At 61.9% G+C, this 17,503-nt stretch carries 11 protein-coding genes; 9 read left to right on the top strand and 2 right to left on the bottom strand.

All coding sequences use genetic code 11. The annotated features are described in order from the left end of the window. Nucleotides 1–24 precede the first annotated feature (24 nt). A complete protein-coding gene (locus tag MESS4_RS25545; protein ID WP_244441214.1) occupies nucleotides 25–357 on the top strand; it encodes a hypothetical protein in 333 nt (110 codons plus the stop codon). Nucleotides 358–1,485: 1,128 nt separating this feature from the next. Beyond that, complete coding sequence (locus tag MESS4_RS25535; RefSeq protein ID WP_006337245.1) at nucleotides 1,486–2,118, top strand: hypothetical protein; 633 nt, start codon at nucleotides 1,486–1,488, stop codon at nucleotides 2,116–2,118. A gap of 678 nt (nucleotides 2,119–2,796) precedes the next feature. Here MESS4_RS25535 and MESS4_RS25530 read toward each other — a convergent pair. After that, nucleotides 2,797–6,000: a multidrug efflux RND transporter permease subunit gene (locus MESS4_RS25530; protein WP_006337242.1), complete on the bottom strand. Its 3,204-nt coding sequence runs from the start codon at nucleotides 5,998–6,000 to the stop codon at nucleotides 2,797–2,799. After that, entirely contained in the window at nucleotides 5,997–7,103 is a 1,107-nt protein-coding gene (locus tag MESS4_RS25525) for an efflux RND transporter periplasmic adaptor subunit (protein WP_051070926.1), read from the bottom strand. The genes MESS4_RS25530 and MESS4_RS25525 overlap by 4 nt, the downstream gene beginning before the upstream one ends. 670 nt (nucleotides 7,104–7,773) lie before the next feature. Between MESS4_RS25525 and MESS4_RS25520 the strand changes: the two genes are divergently transcribed. From MESS4_RS25520 to MESS4_RS25490, 7 genes are all read left to right on the top strand, one after another. After that, complete coding sequence (locus MESS4_RS25520) at nucleotides 7,774–8,754, top strand: helix-turn-helix domain-containing protein (RefSeq protein WP_006337240.1); 981 nt, start codon at nucleotides 7,774–7,776, stop codon at nucleotides 8,752–8,754. A 104-nt stretch (nucleotides 8,755–8,858) separates the two neighbouring features. Then, a complete protein-coding gene (locus MESS4_RS25515) occupies nucleotides 8,859–10,886 on the top strand; it encodes a hydantoinase/oxoprolinase family protein (RefSeq protein WP_006337239.1) in 2,028 nt (675 codons plus the stop codon). A 3-nt stretch (nucleotides 10,887–10,889) separates the two neighbouring features. After that, nucleotides 10,890–12,857, top strand: a complete 1,968-nt coding sequence (locus MESS4_RS25510) for a hydantoinase B/oxoprolinase family protein (RefSeq protein ID WP_006337238.1) — start codon at nucleotides 10,890–10,892, stop codon at nucleotides 12,855–12,857. A 163-nt stretch (nucleotides 12,858–13,020) separates the two neighbouring features. Then, nucleotides 13,021–13,872 (top strand): FAD binding domain-containing protein, encoded by an 852-nt coding sequence (locus tag MESS4_RS25505; RefSeq protein WP_006337237.1) that lies wholly within the window; start codon nucleotides 13,021–13,023, stop codon nucleotides 13,870–13,872. Continuing rightward, complete coding sequence (locus tag MESS4_RS25500; RefSeq protein WP_006337236.1) at nucleotides 13,869–14,366, top strand: (2Fe-2S)-binding protein; 498 nt, start codon at nucleotides 13,869–13,871, stop codon at nucleotides 14,364–14,366. Before MESS4_RS25505 ends, MESS4_RS25500 begins: the two co-directional genes overlap by 4 nt. Next, nucleotides 14,359–16,707, top strand: a complete 2,349-nt coding sequence (locus MESS4_RS25495; protein WP_006337235.1) for a xanthine dehydrogenase family protein molybdopterin-binding subunit — start codon at nucleotides 14,359–14,361, stop codon at nucleotides 16,705–16,707. Before MESS4_RS25500 ends, MESS4_RS25495 begins: the two co-directional genes overlap by 8 nt. 12 nt (nucleotides 16,708–16,719) lie before the next feature. Further along, a complete protein-coding gene (locus tag MESS4_RS25490; RefSeq protein WP_006337234.1) occupies nucleotides 16,720–17,451 on the top strand; it encodes a LamB/YcsF family protein in 732 nt (243 codons plus the stop codon). Nucleotides 17,452–17,503: the final 52 nt, after the last annotated feature.

The following is a 17,503-nucleotide window of genomic DNA, read 5'->3' as shown; positions in this document are numbered from 1 at the left end:
GGCTTTCATTTAAGGACCGACATGTTGAATCAAAAACTGGTGGCAGCATCCCTATTTTTCGCACTCACTACAGGGATCTGCTCTGCACAGTCCTCCGACCCAGCTGTTGCCGCCTGCAAATCCACCGGTCTGTTGGCTTTGCAGGAGAAGTCAAAGGACATTAGCGATCTGGTCGTTGATATGGAAAGCGTTGCCGTGAGCAAGGCCGATACTCGGGTGGAAGATGTGCAGGTCAAAACTGTCGTTCTCGGTGAGGCCTACATTGCTCGAAACGGCAAGACCGGCACCCCCGACCGCTTTGTTTGCCTACTTGGGGAAAAAGGCAAAGTCCTCCTGACGTTTTTCACTGCTCAATGATGGACTTTGCACACCTGGTGTCGTGACGTAACCAAGCGATGACACATCGGCGTAACATCTAGCTCCAACCTTCACATGGACAACTGACGCGGCGCTAACATCGCACTGCTGCTTAGGTCGGCAAAGCCATCGCCCGGGACCACGTCGAGAATTACACCGCCCCTAACGCCAGCATTGTCACTCCGGGACTATTCCAACGAATTGTGACGTCTGCTTTTAGGAACCTGCATAACAGTCCGCTATGACCGACATGACGCGCATATCAGACATCAGCAGCTTACCTTCTGCGCGCCGGTCGCCTCATTCGTTCCGCATCATCGATCGGAGAACGGCTTGCATATGCTCTGCGAGGTCGAGTTCACCGCGCGCCTCAACCTCTAAAAGATATCGGGCCTTGGCCAGGCGATCCCTTTCCCTAACCGCAGCGTAGCCGCAGATGGCGAGCAGCGCCCTCTCCTCCTCCCGGCTGGCTCTGTGGGAGCCGCTGCTACCACCGCCTATGTCATGCAGGGCCTTACCGAACGCAGCATAAGCTGTCTTGTGCGCCTCAACCAGCGCTCGCAGATTATTGGAGGGCTCTTGGTGTCGGCCCGGCGGCTCTGCACCGGGCGCCGTTGCCGCAACCGTCGAGGCGACCACTGCGCTGCCGGAGTGGAAGAGCAAGACGCGGCGATTGATCCTAGACGTGGCAAACTCTCCCATTTCCTTGATAGCGATCAGGCCAGTGACGTAAAACCACTAGACCGTAACACGACGGGTTGCGCATTAGTGTCAGGATGGATGGACCCCTGGCAGCCGACAGCCAGTGCGGCTGCCCCCGCGTTTGCAGAGCTGCCAGCCATGGCGGAGCAATCATCACCGACAACGAGGAAAGACTCGCCACGTTCTTTCATACGCCGCGACCGGCACATGACGCATATTACGGACCGCGAGCTAAAACCCCATCAGTTTAGAAACGACTTCTGCGACGGCCAGAGCAGCAAAAGCGTGTGCGAGGCAGAAAATTCGAAGGGCTTCCTAGAACCCGTAGCCAACAAATTCACAACAAAAATAATGATATGATGGGGAAATTCTCCCTTAATTTTTTGCATCTCTAAGCTTATGAGAGGTCCTGCACGAGGCCGCGTCATGCCCACCGATAGCCAATACATTCTCGAAAGCATCAACCAGGGATGCGCGACGCTTACGGATGACGAGTTCGTCATCGACAGGCTGGTAAAGTACTTCGGTAACGGGAGGATCCGGTGGCACGTCGAAGTCCGTGGGCATCGCATCGAACTAACGACGGGCCAGATCAAGAATCAGCCTACCTTTCGAAGGAAGATACTCGAACAGGCTGGTGTGCTGCCGCCCCAGCGTGTCGGGGCCAACTACCGGCGATGGGCTATCGACCTGAGGAAGAATGCCATCGAGCTTCCCTGGCGGGACAGGCCGGTCGATGCCGGTTTCGCCATTGATAGGCTCGCCAGCCATGGGGATGGGCGCTGGACGGTTGAATACGAAGGCAAGGCGATCAAGTTCACGACGACCAAACTTCGGAGGCAAGTCAGTTTCCGCAAACGCATGCTAGCCAAGGCCAAGGTGCTGCCGCCTCAACTGGACCCGGCTGCCTATCGGAAGTGGGTGGACTGGCTCATTCAAAACACCACTGAGGCTGCATCGCAGGCCGAGGATGCCTCGATGACAGAGAAAAGCTGGCTTGATGACCTACCGGAGCTAGCCGGCTGGCGAAATGAAGCACCGCCCGAAGCGACCAGCTAGGGCGGCAGTTTCCTAAGCAGAAGCAATCGAGCCAAAGGCAGCGGACGGTGTCCTGATCTCTAAAGAACAGCTTGATCTGGTGCTCCAGACAGCGCGCCTGACTCGTCCATATGCGTCCGACCTTTCCATTATGCCCGTCTAGAAAAATCGCCCGAAAGCCACCTATCTACGGAGCGTGCGTTTCGTCCGTGCTTCGTGCGTGGGTGACGAATTTCGTTTAAGAAGCGACTTTTACATTCACTGCAACGGAGACAGTTTTCCCTGCTTTTCAAGACAAATTCCCTGATCGTTTTGCAAGGGAATTTGATGTCTAAGCAATTGAAATTATGTGCAATTCTCGACTGGAATCAGCCGGCTCATTGCCTTTTTGCCAAATTTCCCTGATTTTCGGCCGTTATCAGGGAATATCAGCCAGAGACGGGTTCGCTGCAGACTGCCTCCACCACCAAAACGACCGCGTAAGTGGCTGATTTTTATACTATTTTCTGAAGGGGGCCACGACGTGGACTCGACCCCCCCTATTTCTGACCAAGCACTTATTGGTCTCACGTCCGCCAGTAACGAAGATGTTGAGGCAGACAACTGACCCCAATCTGATCGTTTGTTGGGGGCGTGTGCAGCGCGTCGCGCCGATTTTCTGGAGTGATAAGCCGCGCCCGACGCGGCGAATTCGTAACCCTACTCGGCGGCCGTCTCCGATGGCGCCTCTGCCGGCTCCGAAGGCTCGGCCTCGGCACAGGGCTTGCGCCGTGAAAACAGCGACCTGAGCGTGACGTAGAACACCGGCGTCAGGAACAGGCCGACGAAGGTGACGCCGAGCATGCCGGAGAACACCGCGGTGCCGAGCGACTGGCGCATTTCTGCGCCCGGGCCCGTTGCGATCATCAGCGGCACGACGCCGAGGATGAACGAGAAGGCGGTCATCAGGATCGGCCGCAGCCTGAGCCGGCAGGCTTCGACGGCAGCCTCGGCGGCCGACAGGCCGCGTTCCTGCGCCTGCCGCGCGAATTCGACGATCAGGATCGCGTTCTTGGCGGCAAGCCCGATCAGCACGATGAGGCCGATCTGCACGAGGATGTTGTTGTCCAGCCCTCGGAACGACACGCCGAGCAACGCCGCGAGCACGCCGAGCGGCACCACCAGCACAATGGCGAACGGCAGCACCCAGCTTTCATATTGCGCCGCCAGCGCCAGGAACACGAACAGCACCGACAGTCCGAAGATATAGACAGCGGCATTGCCGGTGTTGCGCTCCTGATAGGCGAGCTCGGTCCATTCATAGGAGGTACCGGCCGGCAGCGTCTTTGTCGTGATCCCTTCCATCAATGCCAGCGCGTCGCCCGTGGAAACGCCGGCCGCGGCGTTGCCTTGCAGCGGCACCGAGACGTACATGTTGTAGCGCTGGACTAGCGCCGGGCCGGTGACGTCGCGGATCTCGATCAACGTGCCGAGCGGAACCAGCGCGCCGGTCGCCGAGCGCACCTTCAGTTTCAAGATGTCGGCGCGATCGAGGCGGAACGCCTGGTCGGCCTGCGCCCGCACCTGGTAGACGCGCCCGAAAGCGTTGAAGTCGTTGACGTAGGCGGTGCCCAAATTGATCGACAGCGTCTCGAAGATGTTGGGGATCGGCACGTTCAGGATGCGCGCCTTGTCGCGATCGATCGCCAGGAAGAATTGCGGGCTCGACGCGGAGAACGTGGTGAACACGCCCGTCAGCCCCGGCGTCTTGTTGGCGTTGCCGGCGATTTCGTAGGCAAGCGCCAGGATCTGCCGCATGTCGGCGCTGTTGCGCTCCTGGATCTGCAGCTTGAAGCCGCCGGCATTGCCGACGCCGCGGATCGGCGGCGGCGGCAGTGCGATAATGAAGGCTTCCTTGATGCCTTGCAGGCTGCCGAACAGATTGCCGATGACCTGGGTCGCCGACTGGCCGGCTTTCAGTCGCTCGTCAAACGGCTTGAACCTGGCGAAGATCACGCCCGCGTTGCTGGCGTTGGTGAAGGTCGCGCCGGAGAAGCCGGCGAAGGCGACTGCGTAGTCGACGCCTGGCGTTTTCTGGATGATCTGCGACGCCTGCTGGATGACCGCATCGGTCCTCGACAGCGAGGCGCCGTCCGGCAACTGGACGACGACGATCGCATAGCCCTGGTCGAGCGACGGAATGAAACCGCGCGGCACCGTCTGCACCATGTAGACCGTGGCGTAGATGAGGGCCGCGAAAACGGTCAGCATGGCGGTGATCGCTATCCACGAGCCGACTAGCACGCGGATGATGCTCGAATACCGATGGGCGACCCTGTCGAAGCCGCGATTGAAGCCGTCGGCGAGCGCCCGTCCGAACCGCGCCAGGAAAAAGCGCGGCGGCGCCGCCGCGGCGTGGTGCGGCTTGAACAGCAGTGCGGCCAGCGCCGGCGAAAGCGTCAGCGAATTGAATGCCGAGATCGCCGTCGACACCGCGATGGTGATCGCAAACTGCAGGTAGAACTGCCCGGAAATGCCGGGGATGAAGGCTGTCGGTACGAACACGGCTATCAGCACCAGCGAGATCGCGATGACCGCCGTTCCGACTTCGTCCATGGTCAGGTGCGATGCCGGATTGGGCGCCAGCCCTCTGGCGATATTGCGCTCGACGTTTTCGACCACGACGATCGCATCGTCGACGACGATGCCGATCGCCAGAACGAGGCCGAACAGCGTCAGCATGTTGAGCGAGAAGCCGGCGGCGTAAAGCACTGCCAGCGTGCCGATCAGCGACACGGGGATCGCCACGATCGGCACGATCGCCATGCGCCACGATTGCAGGAAGACGATGATGACGATGATGACCAGCACCATCGCCTCGAGGATCGTCTTGTAGACCTCCTCGATCGACTCGGCGACGAACTCGGTCGGATTGTAGACGATGTCGTAGCTCAATCCCTTCGGGAAGTCGCCTGAAAGCTCCTTCATCTTGTCCTGGATCTCCGCGGCTGCGGCGAGCGCATTGGTGCCCGGCCGCTGGAAGATGGCGAGCGCCACCGCCGGTTTGCCGTTGAGATAGGAGTTGGTGACATAATCCTTGGCGCCGAGCTCGATGCGCGCCACGTCCTGCAGCGAGATCAGACGGCCGTCGTCGGTCGATTTGACGATCACGTATCGGAAGTCGCGTGCGTCGTTGAAGCGGCCTTGCGTGGTGACCGTGTACTGGAACGCCGTGCCGGTGTTGGTCGGCGGCGCGCCGATCGAGCCGCCCGACACCTGGACGTTCTGGTCGCGCAGCGCCTGCACCACATCGCCCGAGGTCATCCCCAGGGCGGACAGTTTTTCCGGATCGAGCCAGATGCGCAGCGAATATTCGCGCTCGCCGAAGATGATGAGGTCGCCGACGCCGTCTAACCTGAGCAGTATGTCGCGCACCCGCGAGCGGGCGTAGTTCGAGACGTAGAGCTGGTCGTAGGTATTGTCGGGCGACAGCATGTGCACGACCATCATCAGGTCGGGCGAGCTCTTGGTGGTGGTGATGCCGAGGCGGCGGACTTCTTCGGGCAGGCGCGGCTCGGCGACCGAAACGCGGTTCTGCACCAGCACCTGCGCCTGGTCGAGATCGGTGCCCAGCTTGAAGGTGATGGTCAGCGCCATCGCTCCGTCGCCCGACGAATAGGACGACATGTAGAGCATGCCCTCGACGCCGTTGATCTCCTGCTCGATCGGCGTTGCCACCGTCGCTGCGACCGTCTCGGCGTCGGCGCCCGGATACTGCGCGCGAACGACGATGGTCGGCGGCGCGATCTCGGGATATTGCGCGACCGGCAGCTGGGTATAAGCAATCCCGCCGAGGATCAGCAGGACGATCGAAACGACCGATGCGAAGATCGGACGGTCGACGAAGAAATGTGCGAACCTCATGGCTGCAACTCGGCGGTCTCGGCCTTGGGCGGCAACGTCACCATCTCGACCTTCACCTTGGTGCCGGGCCTGGCGTGCATCAGCCCGTTGACGATGATCGTCTCGTCGCCGGTCAGGCCCCCGCGGATCACCCGGTAGCCGTCGAGAAGCGGGCCGGTGCGCACGGGCTTCGCCGACACCATCCCGGCCTCATCCACCAGGAACACGATGCGGCGATCCTGATCGGCGCCGATCGCCTCGTCGGGCACCAGCACGCCGCTATGCGGCAGCGACCCCGGCACGTTGATGCGCCCGAACATGCCTGGCTGGAGAATGCCGTCGGGGTTGGGAAACCTTGCACGCACCCGCATGGTGCCGGTCGCGTTGTCGATCCGGTTCTCGGCAAAATCGAGCTTGCCTTTGAATACCGCCTCCGCGCGGTCGGCGACGCGAACCACCACCTCGAGCCCGCCGGCGCCTTCCTGCATGCTGCCGCCGCGCTCCTTCGCGTCGCGGGCGTAGCTGAAATACAGGCGCTCATCAACGTCGAAATAGAAGTCGATCGGGTCGCGCGTAACGATGGTCGTCAGCAAGGTGGAATCCGGCTGCACAAGGTTGCCGACTGACACCAGCCGGCGGTCGATGCGGCCGGACAAGGGCGCCTTGATCTCGGTGAATTCCATGTTCAGGCTGGCCGTCGTCAGCGCAGCCGTCGCGCCCTGCATCTGCGCCTGCGCCGAAAGGTATTCCCGCCGGCGGTCGTCGACCGTCGCGGTTGAGATATTGCCGGTCTTAGCGAGTTCGTCGGCGCGATCCAGCTGCATCTTGGAGAATTCGAGCAGACTCTTGGCGACGTCCACTTGCGACTTGGCGGCATCATAAGCCGCCTGGTACGGACGCCGGTCGATGGTGAAGAGCAGGTCGCCCTTGTTGACCAGTGCGCCGTCCTGGAAGCTGACCTTGTCCAGATAGCCGCTGACGCGCGAGCGGATGGCGACCTGGTCGACGGCTTCGAAGCGCCCGACGAACTCGTCGTCTTCGACGATTTCACGGACCACCGGCTTGGCCGCCGTCACCTCGGGTAGCTGCTGGTCCTGCGCAAACGCGGTGCTGCTGGATGCCATGCCGAGCAGGAATGCCGCCGACACGGCGGCGCGGGCAAGCCAGCCGGCCGATCGACAGGGTCGCCCGCCCGCGTCGCCATGCAATTGCCCATTCTCTGGGGTGTCCATTTGCGTCCTCGCTCGCTGGACCCGGAGGTCAATTGATCCGCTTCTACGCTCAGGCTTTTCGTCGAGATCAGAGCACTGCAGTGTTGTGCATGGCAACATGATCATTTTCCATGTGGGCTGAAATGTCCACCCTGTGGCTGCCCCGCCACCGGCCCAATTGCCGCCGGTCTGGAGCGTGTCTCCGAACGTTCGCAAACGAGGTTAGCTACAGTCGACTGTTTGGCGTCACGGGAGCATGCGGAACGATACGGGAAGATTTCTGATTTTGGCCCACGAAAAGCCAACAAAATCAACGATGTTGATACGCCCTCCGGGCCCACCATTATCGTTATTTTTCAATAATTTAGCTTAATTTATTTGCCTCGGTTAGCCAATTCAGGTTGGCGAACCACCATACATCCCATTGAATTCCTTGATCTATGGTGGGCTCCCGAGGACCACGCCATTGGCAGCTGCCAAACGACCACATAAATTTATTCGTTTTTGACCAATACGCGCCGGTGGATTCCTGTAATCTTCAGAAAAACACCGGAACAACCGGGCCAAACAGAAAGGTCGGGGAATGAAATACGTCGTCGATACGATCGGCGGTCCCGCAGGCGGTGATGCCTGGCAAGCCGCTGTTACCGAAGCCTATTTTCCGCTCGACACCGAGTATCGGAACCGTCGTGAATTTTCAGGCACGCTGGAAACCTTCTCCCTCGGGCTCGTCAGCGTGTCTAAAATGCGCTGCGATGCTGTAAGCTATCGCCGCCATCGCCGCCACTTCCTCAACGAGCGTGACGCCAGCCTGCTCATCACCATCCCGGAGATGTCGGAGGTGAATTTCTCGCAAGGGTCGAGGACCGTCAATTGCGGTCCGGGGGGCTTCCTCCTTGAGAGGGGAGATGCGCCTTACGAATTCTGGCACGGCAAGCCAAACGCGCTGTGGGTCCTGAAGGTGCCGTCATCGAGCGTTCGGGCACGGATCGGATCCGCCGAACGGCTCAGTGCGCTCAGTTTCGACGCGACCCAAGGCATCGCCGCGCTCTTTCTCGATACGGTGCGAACCACGATCGGCCATGTCGATGAGATCACTGAAGTCGCTCGTGAGATGATGGGCAGGCACATCCTGGAAATGCTGTGCCTGTCGATCGTGAGCGACGATCGCGTGCTGGACAGCAGCATCTCGTCGATCCGGGCCGGCCATTTGCATCGCGCCGAGCAGTATATTCGCGACAACCTGAAGAATTCTGGCCTCGGCCCGCAGGCGGTGGCTGATGCCTGCGGCATCTCCCTGCGTTACCTGCAGGTTCTTTTTCAGGACAGCAACCAGTCGATCAACGGCTTCATCCGCGACGCCCGGCTTGAACTTTGCTCCGAGGAGCTGATGTCGGTGACCAACATCAGCAGCGTTGCCGAGATCGCTTACCGCTGGGGCTTTGCCGACCAGTCTCAGTTCTGCAAGCACTACCGGACGCGGTTCGGTTGCGCACCGACCGATACCCGTCGCGAAGCAGCGAACCGGGCAGGCCGCACTTCGACCTCAAGAGACCGGCACTAGACCCGACGAAATCCGGGCCAATTCCACCATGTATTACGACGTCACCCCGGCAAGCGGCGGCGAAAGCCGGGCCTTGCCCGCAAAGCCCCTGCGAAGGAACTGTCATGAGCCGAATAAGAGTTGCCGTCGATGTCGGAGGGACCTTCACCGACATCTGCATCATGGACGAAGATAGCGGCGCGATCCGCATAGAAAAGACCGCCTCCACGCCTGACGATCCCATGCAGGCCATCATGAACGGCGTGGAGCAGGGCCGCATCGATCTTTCCCAGGTGACGATGTTCTCTCACGGTACGACGGTCGCCACCAATGCGTTGATCACCCGCCGCCTGCCACGCACCGCAATGATCTGCACCGAGGGTTTCCGTGACGTTGTCGAGATACGTCGCGCCAACAAGGAAGACCTCTGGGACACCTACAAGGATGTCGCCAAGCCCTATATCCCGCGCCGCGACCGGCTGACAGTCCGGGAACGGGTCAGTGCCGAGGGCACGATCCTGGAAGCGCTGAACGAGGAGGCTGCGCGCCGCGTCGCGGAAATTCTCGTGAAACGGCAGGTCAAGTCCATCGCCGTCTGTTTCATGAACTCCTATGTCAACGGCGCCAATGAGCGCCGCATGCGTGAGATCCTGAAGGAGGCAATGCCGGATCTGCCGGTCTCGATCTCCTCGGAGGTCATGCCGGAAATCTTCGAGCACGAGCGTTTTTCCACCACCATGGCGAACGCCGTCTGCGCCCCGGTCGTCGTCGACTACGTGTCGCGTCTGGGAGAAAAGCTTGCCGCGGCCGGATACAAGCGAGATCTCCTGCTCCTGCACAGCGGTGGCGGAGTCATGACACCCGCAAGCGTCAGGGATTTCTCAGCCCGGCTCGCAGGATCGGGCATCGCTGCCGGCGCGATCGCAAGCCGCTTCATCGGAAATCTCTGTGGCTTCCCAAACTCGATCGGCTTCGACATGGGCGGCACCAGCACCGACGTCTCGCTCGCATGGAACGGGGAGTCGCGCATCACAAAAGACTGGTACATCGAATTCGGATATCCGATCCGCTTCCCCTCCATCGAGGTGCTGACCATCGGTGCGGGCGGCGGGTCGTTGGCATGGCAGGACGAAGGCGGCAGCTTGCGCAACGGACCGCAGTCCGCCGGTGCCATTCCAGGTCCGGCCTGCTACAAGAATGGCAACCGCACTGCCACCAACACCGATGCCAATGTCGTGCTCGGCCGTCTCGGCACCAGCCTTGCCGGCGGCAAGATCACGCTCGACCCTGCCTTGGCCGCCCGGGCGGTGCAGGAGACGGTGGCGGCACCCTTCGGCATGGAACTTCACCAAGCGGCCGAGGCGATCATCGCCGTCGCCAACGCCAATATGGGCAATGCCGTCCGGCTTCTCTCCATCAGCCGAGGCTATGACCCACGAGACTTTGCACTCGTCGCGTTCGGCGGTGCAGGCGCTTTGCACGGAGCGGCCGTGGCGAAGGAGCTTTCGATTCCAACCGTGATTGTGCCGCCCAATCCCGGCGTCACCTCCGCGCTCGGTTGCCTTCTCGTCGACGTGCAGCACGATTTCTCCGAAAGCTTCATGGCCGATGCTTCGACTGTCTCGCCTGCCGAGATGCAGATAGCGTTTGTTCTAATGGAGGAACAGGCCGTTGAGCGTCTGGCCCATGAGGGCGTGGCGCAGGAAGACATGGCGCTGCAGCGTACGGTCGAGATGATGTACCAGGGCCAGTGGCGCTCGCTTGCGGTGTCGGCGCCGGCGCGGATCGAGAGCATCTGCTCACTGATCGAGGCGTTCCACAACGAGCACGAACGCGAGTTCAACTACCGCCGCGAAGAGGCGCCGGTGTCGATCTTCCGCATCGCGGTCAAGGCGATCGGCATCGTCCCGAAAGCCGAGATACCGCGCCACGAAGTCTCGCAGCATGTGCCCGAGCCTCTCGGCCGCCGCGGCGTCTGGTTCGACGGCGTATCTCATGACGCGGCCGTGTATGAGCGTGACCAACTCAGCGCCGGCGCTGCCTTTACCGGGCCTGCCATTGTCGAACAGTTCGATTCCACCACCGTGGTTCCGCCGGGAATGAGCGCGACCGTCGATGGCTTCCTGAACATTCTCATCGTGACGAAAGGCTGAGACATGACAAAGCTGATTGAAACGAGCCCTGGCCTCGATCCGGTAACGTTCGAGGTGCTGAAGAACTCCTTCATCACCACCGTCGACCAGATGGCCGAACAGATGCTTCGCACCTGCTATTCCTTCGTCATCTACAACCGAGACTTTTCGAACGCCCTGCACGACGCCGATGGCAACTCCGTCGCCCAGGGCAACTACGACATCGCGGTCCATGTCGGCACACTGCACAACACGTGCAAGGAGGTGATCCGGGTCTTCGAAGGCGATATGGCACCCGGCGACGTCTACGCAATCAACGATCCTTATGCCGGCGGTACGCATTTCAGCGACGTTCGGCTCGTCCGGCCGATCTTCGACGAAGACAAACTGATCGGCTTCTCCCAGTCGAACGGCCACTGGTCGGATCTCGGGGGCTCCGTGCCGGGTTCCTTCGACGTCACCGCCCGCGACATGTTCCGCGAAGGCCTGCGGATCACGCCGGTGCGCCTTTTCCAGCGTGGCCGCTTCTGCTCCGATGTCGCCAACATGATCGCGGCCAATACGCGCGATCCGGCATCGATCATTGGCGACATCCATTCCCAGGCGCAGGCGACGCAGGCGGCCGAGCGTGAACTGTTGCGGCTGGTCAAGAAGTACGGGCGCGACCAGGTCATGCGCGGCATGGAGGAGGTTCAGGACTACGTCGAACGTGCCGTGCGAAAGCGTCTCTCGGAGCTGCCCGACGGCACTTGGGAGACGGTCGACTACATCGATCGGGATCTCGGTGCCGGCGAAGGCATGATCCCGATCCGCATTAAAATGACGATCAAGGGCGACACGATCCACTACGATTTTACGGGAAGCCATTCGACCATTGCCTCGATGTACAATTCCGCGCCGGGCGCGACCTTCTCGGCCGTGGTCGCCGGTATGAAGACCTTCTTCCCGGACCTTCCACTCAACAGCGGGTTTTACCGGATGATCGAGGTGACCGCGCCGAAGAACAGCGTCGTCAGCGCGGAATGGCCGGTGGCGGTGACCGGGTTCCTGATGCCGTTCGAAAAGATCATGAACGCGATCTTCGAGATGTGGTCGAAGATCATGCCCGAACGCGCTATCGCCTGCGCCTTCAACCTCGAATATCTGCTGGCCGGGGGACGGGACGCGCGTAAACCCGAAAAGCCGATCTTCATGTTCTACGAATGGCTGCCCGGCGGCTGGGGCGGGCGCAACGGCAAGGATGGTGCCGATGTCACCACTGCCTGCTTCGGAACGGGGCTGATGTCGCAACCGAACGAAGGCAACGAGCGGGTGAATCCGACTCGGACGATCGAGTTCCAGATCAAGCAGGATTCAGCCGGTCCCGGCAAATGGCGGGGCGGCGTCGGCGTGCAGAAGACCTCGTTGTTGCTTGAGGCCGAAAATGCCGTCATGTCCTATATTTGCGACCGCGAGCGCGCTGTCGTCTGGGGTGTCGAAGGAGGCCTGCCATCGATGCCCCACGGCTTGACCATGAAGCGCGCCGGAGAAGAGACCGAGACCTGGCTCGGCTCCGTGTTCTCCGATTACTCCGTCTACACAGGCGACCAGTTCGCTCGTCCGACGGCCGGCGGCGGTGGTTTCGGCGATCCGCTGGAGCGCGAGCCCCGCAAGGTGATGGAGGACGTGATCGACGACTACGTTTCTCTGGAGCGCGCCAAGACTGACTACGGCGTGGTGATCCGCGAAATCGACCGCGACCTGTGCCAGTACGAAATCGACGAGACGGCAACCGAAGCCTACCGTGCCGACATCCGGGCGAAACGGAAGGACCGGGCACGTATGGATCCTGAGGTGGTCGCGCGCAAATACCGCTCCGGCGAGATCGATACGCTCGATGCGGTTCGGCACTATGCCGTGATCCTCGACTGGGAGACTGGCGAACTCCTTCCCAAAACCACCGCCCAGTTCCGTGAGAGCTTTGAGAAACGGACGGTCGCCCACTGGGCCTGAGCGCTAAAGAGCGCGCCGCAAACCTTGGGGGCGCTCGCAGGATGCCAGAGTTATCTGTTTTTTCGATACCAAATTCAAAGAATTACTATTTCACAGGAGCCTGAAGCTGGAGCAACAATGCCGCAGCGCCGCGAAAGACGGCTGCTTCCGAGGGGTATGACAGATGGCACCAAGCGTGGAACGATTGTTCACCGCAGCCAGTACTATTGAAGAGGCATTGGCCGCCCGCCGGCAAGGTGCGGCGGTGCTTGCCGGCGGCACCTGGATGATGCGTGATCCACGGCGCGGGGTCGACCTTCCCGAGGCGGTGGTCGCACTCCACCGAATACCGGCCTTGTCCAAGGTCGAAATCGAACCGGACCATATCGTGATCGGCGCAGCTGTTACCCACGCAGTACTTGGCCGCGCGTTGCACGGGGCAGCGGGCTTCGAAGGTCTGGTTGCCGCGGCGGAGGGTGCGGCCAATCCCGGCATCCGAAGGGTCGCCACCGTGGGCGGCAACCTTTGTGCCCTCGACTTTGCTGCCGCCGATCTCGCCCCTGTGCTTCTCGTCTGTGAGGCGACGGTGGAACTGGAGACGTTCGAAGGCCCAAAACTCCTTGGTATTTCGGATTTCCTCAAAGGCAGGCATACGCTGCTGACAAAAGCGATTGTGACGAGAATTCATCTGCGCCGCGACCTGATCGCAAGTGCTCATATCCGCCTGCCGCTTCGGAAAGCCGGCGACTACCCGGTCGCCATCGTCTCCCTCGCGGTGGACAAAGACAAACGATGTCGCATTGCCGTCGGCTCGGTGGAGCCGGTAGCGCGGCGCTGGACGGCGCTCGAACAGGCCATGGAGGCAGGCCCGGCCTGCGCGCTCGATCCGGAACGCGCCGCCGGGCTTGCACTGGAGCACAATGATTTTCAGGGCCGCGACGGCAAGGAAGCGGAGGGTTGGTACCGGCGCCAGGTTCTTCCGCCGCTGGTCAAGCGCGGTGTTGCCGCACTTCTCAAGACCGAGGGCCTGGCATGACTGTGACATTCCGGCTGAATGGCGAGGACTGCCGCTTTCATGGCGATCCGATGACGCCGCTTGTCGACATCTTGCGGCAGGAACGATTCCTGACCGGGACCAAAGCCGTCTGCCGCGAAGGCTTCTGCGGCGCGTGCACGGTGCATGTCGACGACGAAGCGATGCCGTCCTGCTTGAAGCCGGTTGGACTCGTCCAGGGATGCGCGGTGACGACCATCGAGGGATTGAGTTCCGGAAACCAGGCGCCGCACCCGCTCCAGGCCAATTTCGAGGCGGCCGATGCCGTGCAATGCGGCATGTGTTTTCCGGGAATGGTCATGAGCCTTTCGGCGTTCGTGCGTGACAATCCGCATGCGAGCCGTCCCGAAATCAAGGCCGCGATGGTCGGCAACATCTGCCGCTGCACGGGATATGAGCGGATCGTCGACGCCGTGGCCGACTGCCTCGACCAAGCGCGGAAGGCCGGCCAGTCGGTGGGAGGCATCAATGTCTGAGCTGTCCGCCACGGTGATGAATCTTCCCCGCCGCGATGCGCAGGACAAGTTGCGCGGGCGGACGAAATACACCAACGACCGGATTCGTCTCGACATGTTGCATGCCGTGCTGCTGCGGTCGACTGTTCCCGCGGGGCATATCCGCAAGCTTGACGTTTCGGCGGCACTTCGCTGTCCTGGCGTGCGCGCGGTGGCGACCGGCGCCGATGCGCCGGGGCTCTACGGCATCGGCATTGCCGACCATCCGCTCTTGGCCATCGACACGATCCGCTATCACGGCGAGCCAATCGCCGTCATCGCTGCCGAGACGGAGAAGCAGGCGCGGGCGGCACTTGCCGCCATCATGCTCGAGGTTGAGCCGCAGGCACCGGTCTTCGCCATGGCCGAAGCGCTCCAGCCCGCAGCCCGTCTCGTCCACGAGGGCTGGCGCGGCTATGATGTGATCACGCAAGGCGGTGCACGTGCCGGCAACATCGCATGGGAGGCAAAATCCAGTCGCGGCGACGTCGACGCTGCCTTCGCCCGTCCCGATATACGCATTGTCGAGAGCAGTTTCACGGTCGGCCGGCAGAGCCATGTGCCCTTCGAACCGCGCGTTGCCATCGGCTCCTGGGAGGACGGCCGTGCTCACATCCAGACCTCGACGCAGGTGCCTTGGACAGTGCGCAACGTCACCGGAAGGGTCATGCAGCTTCCACCCGGGCGTGTGCGGGTCACCGTGCCCCCTGTCGGTGGCGGGTTCGGCCTGAAATTCGATGCTTCAATCGAGCCGATCACGGCACTTCTGGCGCGGATGACCGGGCGCACCGTGGTGCTGGAAAACACCCGGCAGGAAGAGATGGCAACCTGCCTCTGCCGCGAGAATGCGGAAATCCGCATTCGGTCCGCTGTCACCGCCGAAGGATACATCGCCGGGCGCGAGGCGGTCGTGCTGATGGACTGCGGTGCGTATGGCGGCGAGCAGGTCTTCCTGACGACGATGACGGCGCACACGCTGGGCGGCAATTACAAGGTCGGCGCAACGCGGCTCGTCAGCCGCGCCGTATACACCAACACCCCACCCAACGGCGCTTTCCGAGCTTGCAACGGCGTCTACAACACCTTCGCGTTGGAGCGACATACCGACGAAATCTGCGATGCGCTAGGCTTCGACCCGATGGAGTTCCGGAAGAAAAATGTTCTGGGAGATGGCGATCTCGGTGCCACGGGCCAGGTTTTCGAGGCCGACGTGCTGGGTCCGATGCTCGATCGTATGGAGGCGTTGCGTGCCAGTACCGGAACTTCAGAAGCGAAAGCCGACGGCAGGCTCTATGGAATTGCGACTACGGTCGGCACATGGTTCGTTTTCGTCGGGCCTTCGGCGGCGACGGTGAACTTGAACGCCGACGGCAGCGCAACGCTGGTCACGTCTGGTGTGGAGATCGGATCGGGCACGATGGTGCAATCCCTGCCGCAGATCGTGGCTGGGCAGCTCGGCCTTGCTCCCGACCAAGTGATCGTGCGCGAAGCCGATACCGACGCAGCCGGCCTCGATGTCGGCGTTGGCGGTGGGCGCACCACAGTGTCCATTGGTGCTGCGAGCATCGCCGCCTGTGCAGAGGTGCGGGAGAAGCTGCTGCAGACCGCCGGTGAGATGTTGCAGACCCGGCCGGAGGACTTGGTGCTGCGGGACGGCCGTGTCGAGATCACGGGACGTCCCGGTTCCGGTATGTCGATACCCGCCGTCGTCGCCCATGCCCAGGCCATCACAGGTCCGATATCCGGCAGCGGCGCGTTCGCGGCCAAGAACACTCCGGCAATGTCCGGCTGCGCCATGGGGCACTTCATCGATGCGCTCGACATCCCCGTCTTCGTCGTTCACGAGGCCGAGGTGGCGGTTGATCCGGACACCGGTCATGTCGAGGTGCTGGCCTATCGCGTGGTTCAAGATGTCGGCCGCGTGCTCAACCCGCGCGCCATCTTGGGCCAGATACAGGGCGGCGTGGTGCAGGGGCTGGGCTATGCGTTGCATGAGGAGGTGACGCTCACCGCCGACGGACGCATCGCGCAGGACGATTTCGAGACCTATCGCCTGCCGCTGGCGCAGGACGTGGTTCCGGTCGCCGCCGACCTCTACGAGGGCGCACCGTCGATGGGGCCGCTCGGCACCAAGGGCGCGGGCGAGGTGCCAATCCTGGCCGTGGGCGCGGCGATCGGCTGCGCGGTGGCACGCGCCATCGGCAAGCCGGTGCGGCAGCTGCCACTGACGCCGCCGCGCGTGCTTCGACTGCTGCACGAGCGCGAACCACCGCCGGAATTCCCGCACATCGCCCCCGGCTGGGCAGCAAACACTCTGGGCTGAGGCAGGCAAACCATGGTCACCCTGAACTGCGACATGGGGGAAAGTTACGGCAACTGGCGCTTCGGCGACGATGCCGGCATCATGCCTCATATCGATTGCGCCAACATCGCCTGCGGCTTCCACGCCTCCGATCCATGGACGATGCTGAAGACCGTGCGGCTCGCGCTTTCGCATGGAAAGCAGGTTGGCGCGCATCCTTCCCTTCCCGATCGTGAGGGGTTCGGTCGGCGCGAAATGAAACTTCAGCCGGAGGAACTGACAGCCGCCTTCCTCTACCAAATCGGTGCTCTGACAGGGATGCTGGCCGCCGAGGGCGGGCAGCTCAGTCATGTCAAGCCGCACGGCATCATTTACGGCATGGCCGCGCACGACATGGACACTGCCCGGGCAATTGCCGCGGCGGTCAAGCCGTTCGGCGTCCCGCTCTTCGGCATGGCGGGAACCTGTCACGAGACGGCAGCAGCTGAACTCGGCGTTGCTTTCGTGGGCGAGTTCTTTCCCGATCTTACCTACGCTCCCGGCGGCAGCCTGATCATCCCCCGCGTACAGTCGGCCATCGACCTGACGCTTGCCGAGCACCGCATGGTGGGGGCGCTTACCCGACGCGAACTCGTCACGACAGACGGCACGGTCCGCCCGGTCGACTTCGACACCGTCTGCATCCACTCCGATCCGCCGAATGCGCGCGACGTCGCCGCGTTGATGCGGCGGGTCATCGACACCCATTCCAAAGGCCTCCCATGATTCATTTTTCCGAATCATGAAGGCTCCACGCATGGGATCGAGGAATATCTCG

It is taken from the genome of Mesorhizobium sp. STM 4661 (assembly GCF_000359125.1).
In the GTDB taxonomy this organism is placed as follows: Bacteria; Pseudomonadota; Alphaproteobacteria; order Rhizobiales; family Rhizobiaceae; genus Mesorhizobium.
Note: the sequence above shows the minus strand (reverse complement) of the source record. Positions and strands in the feature narration are given on the sequence as shown.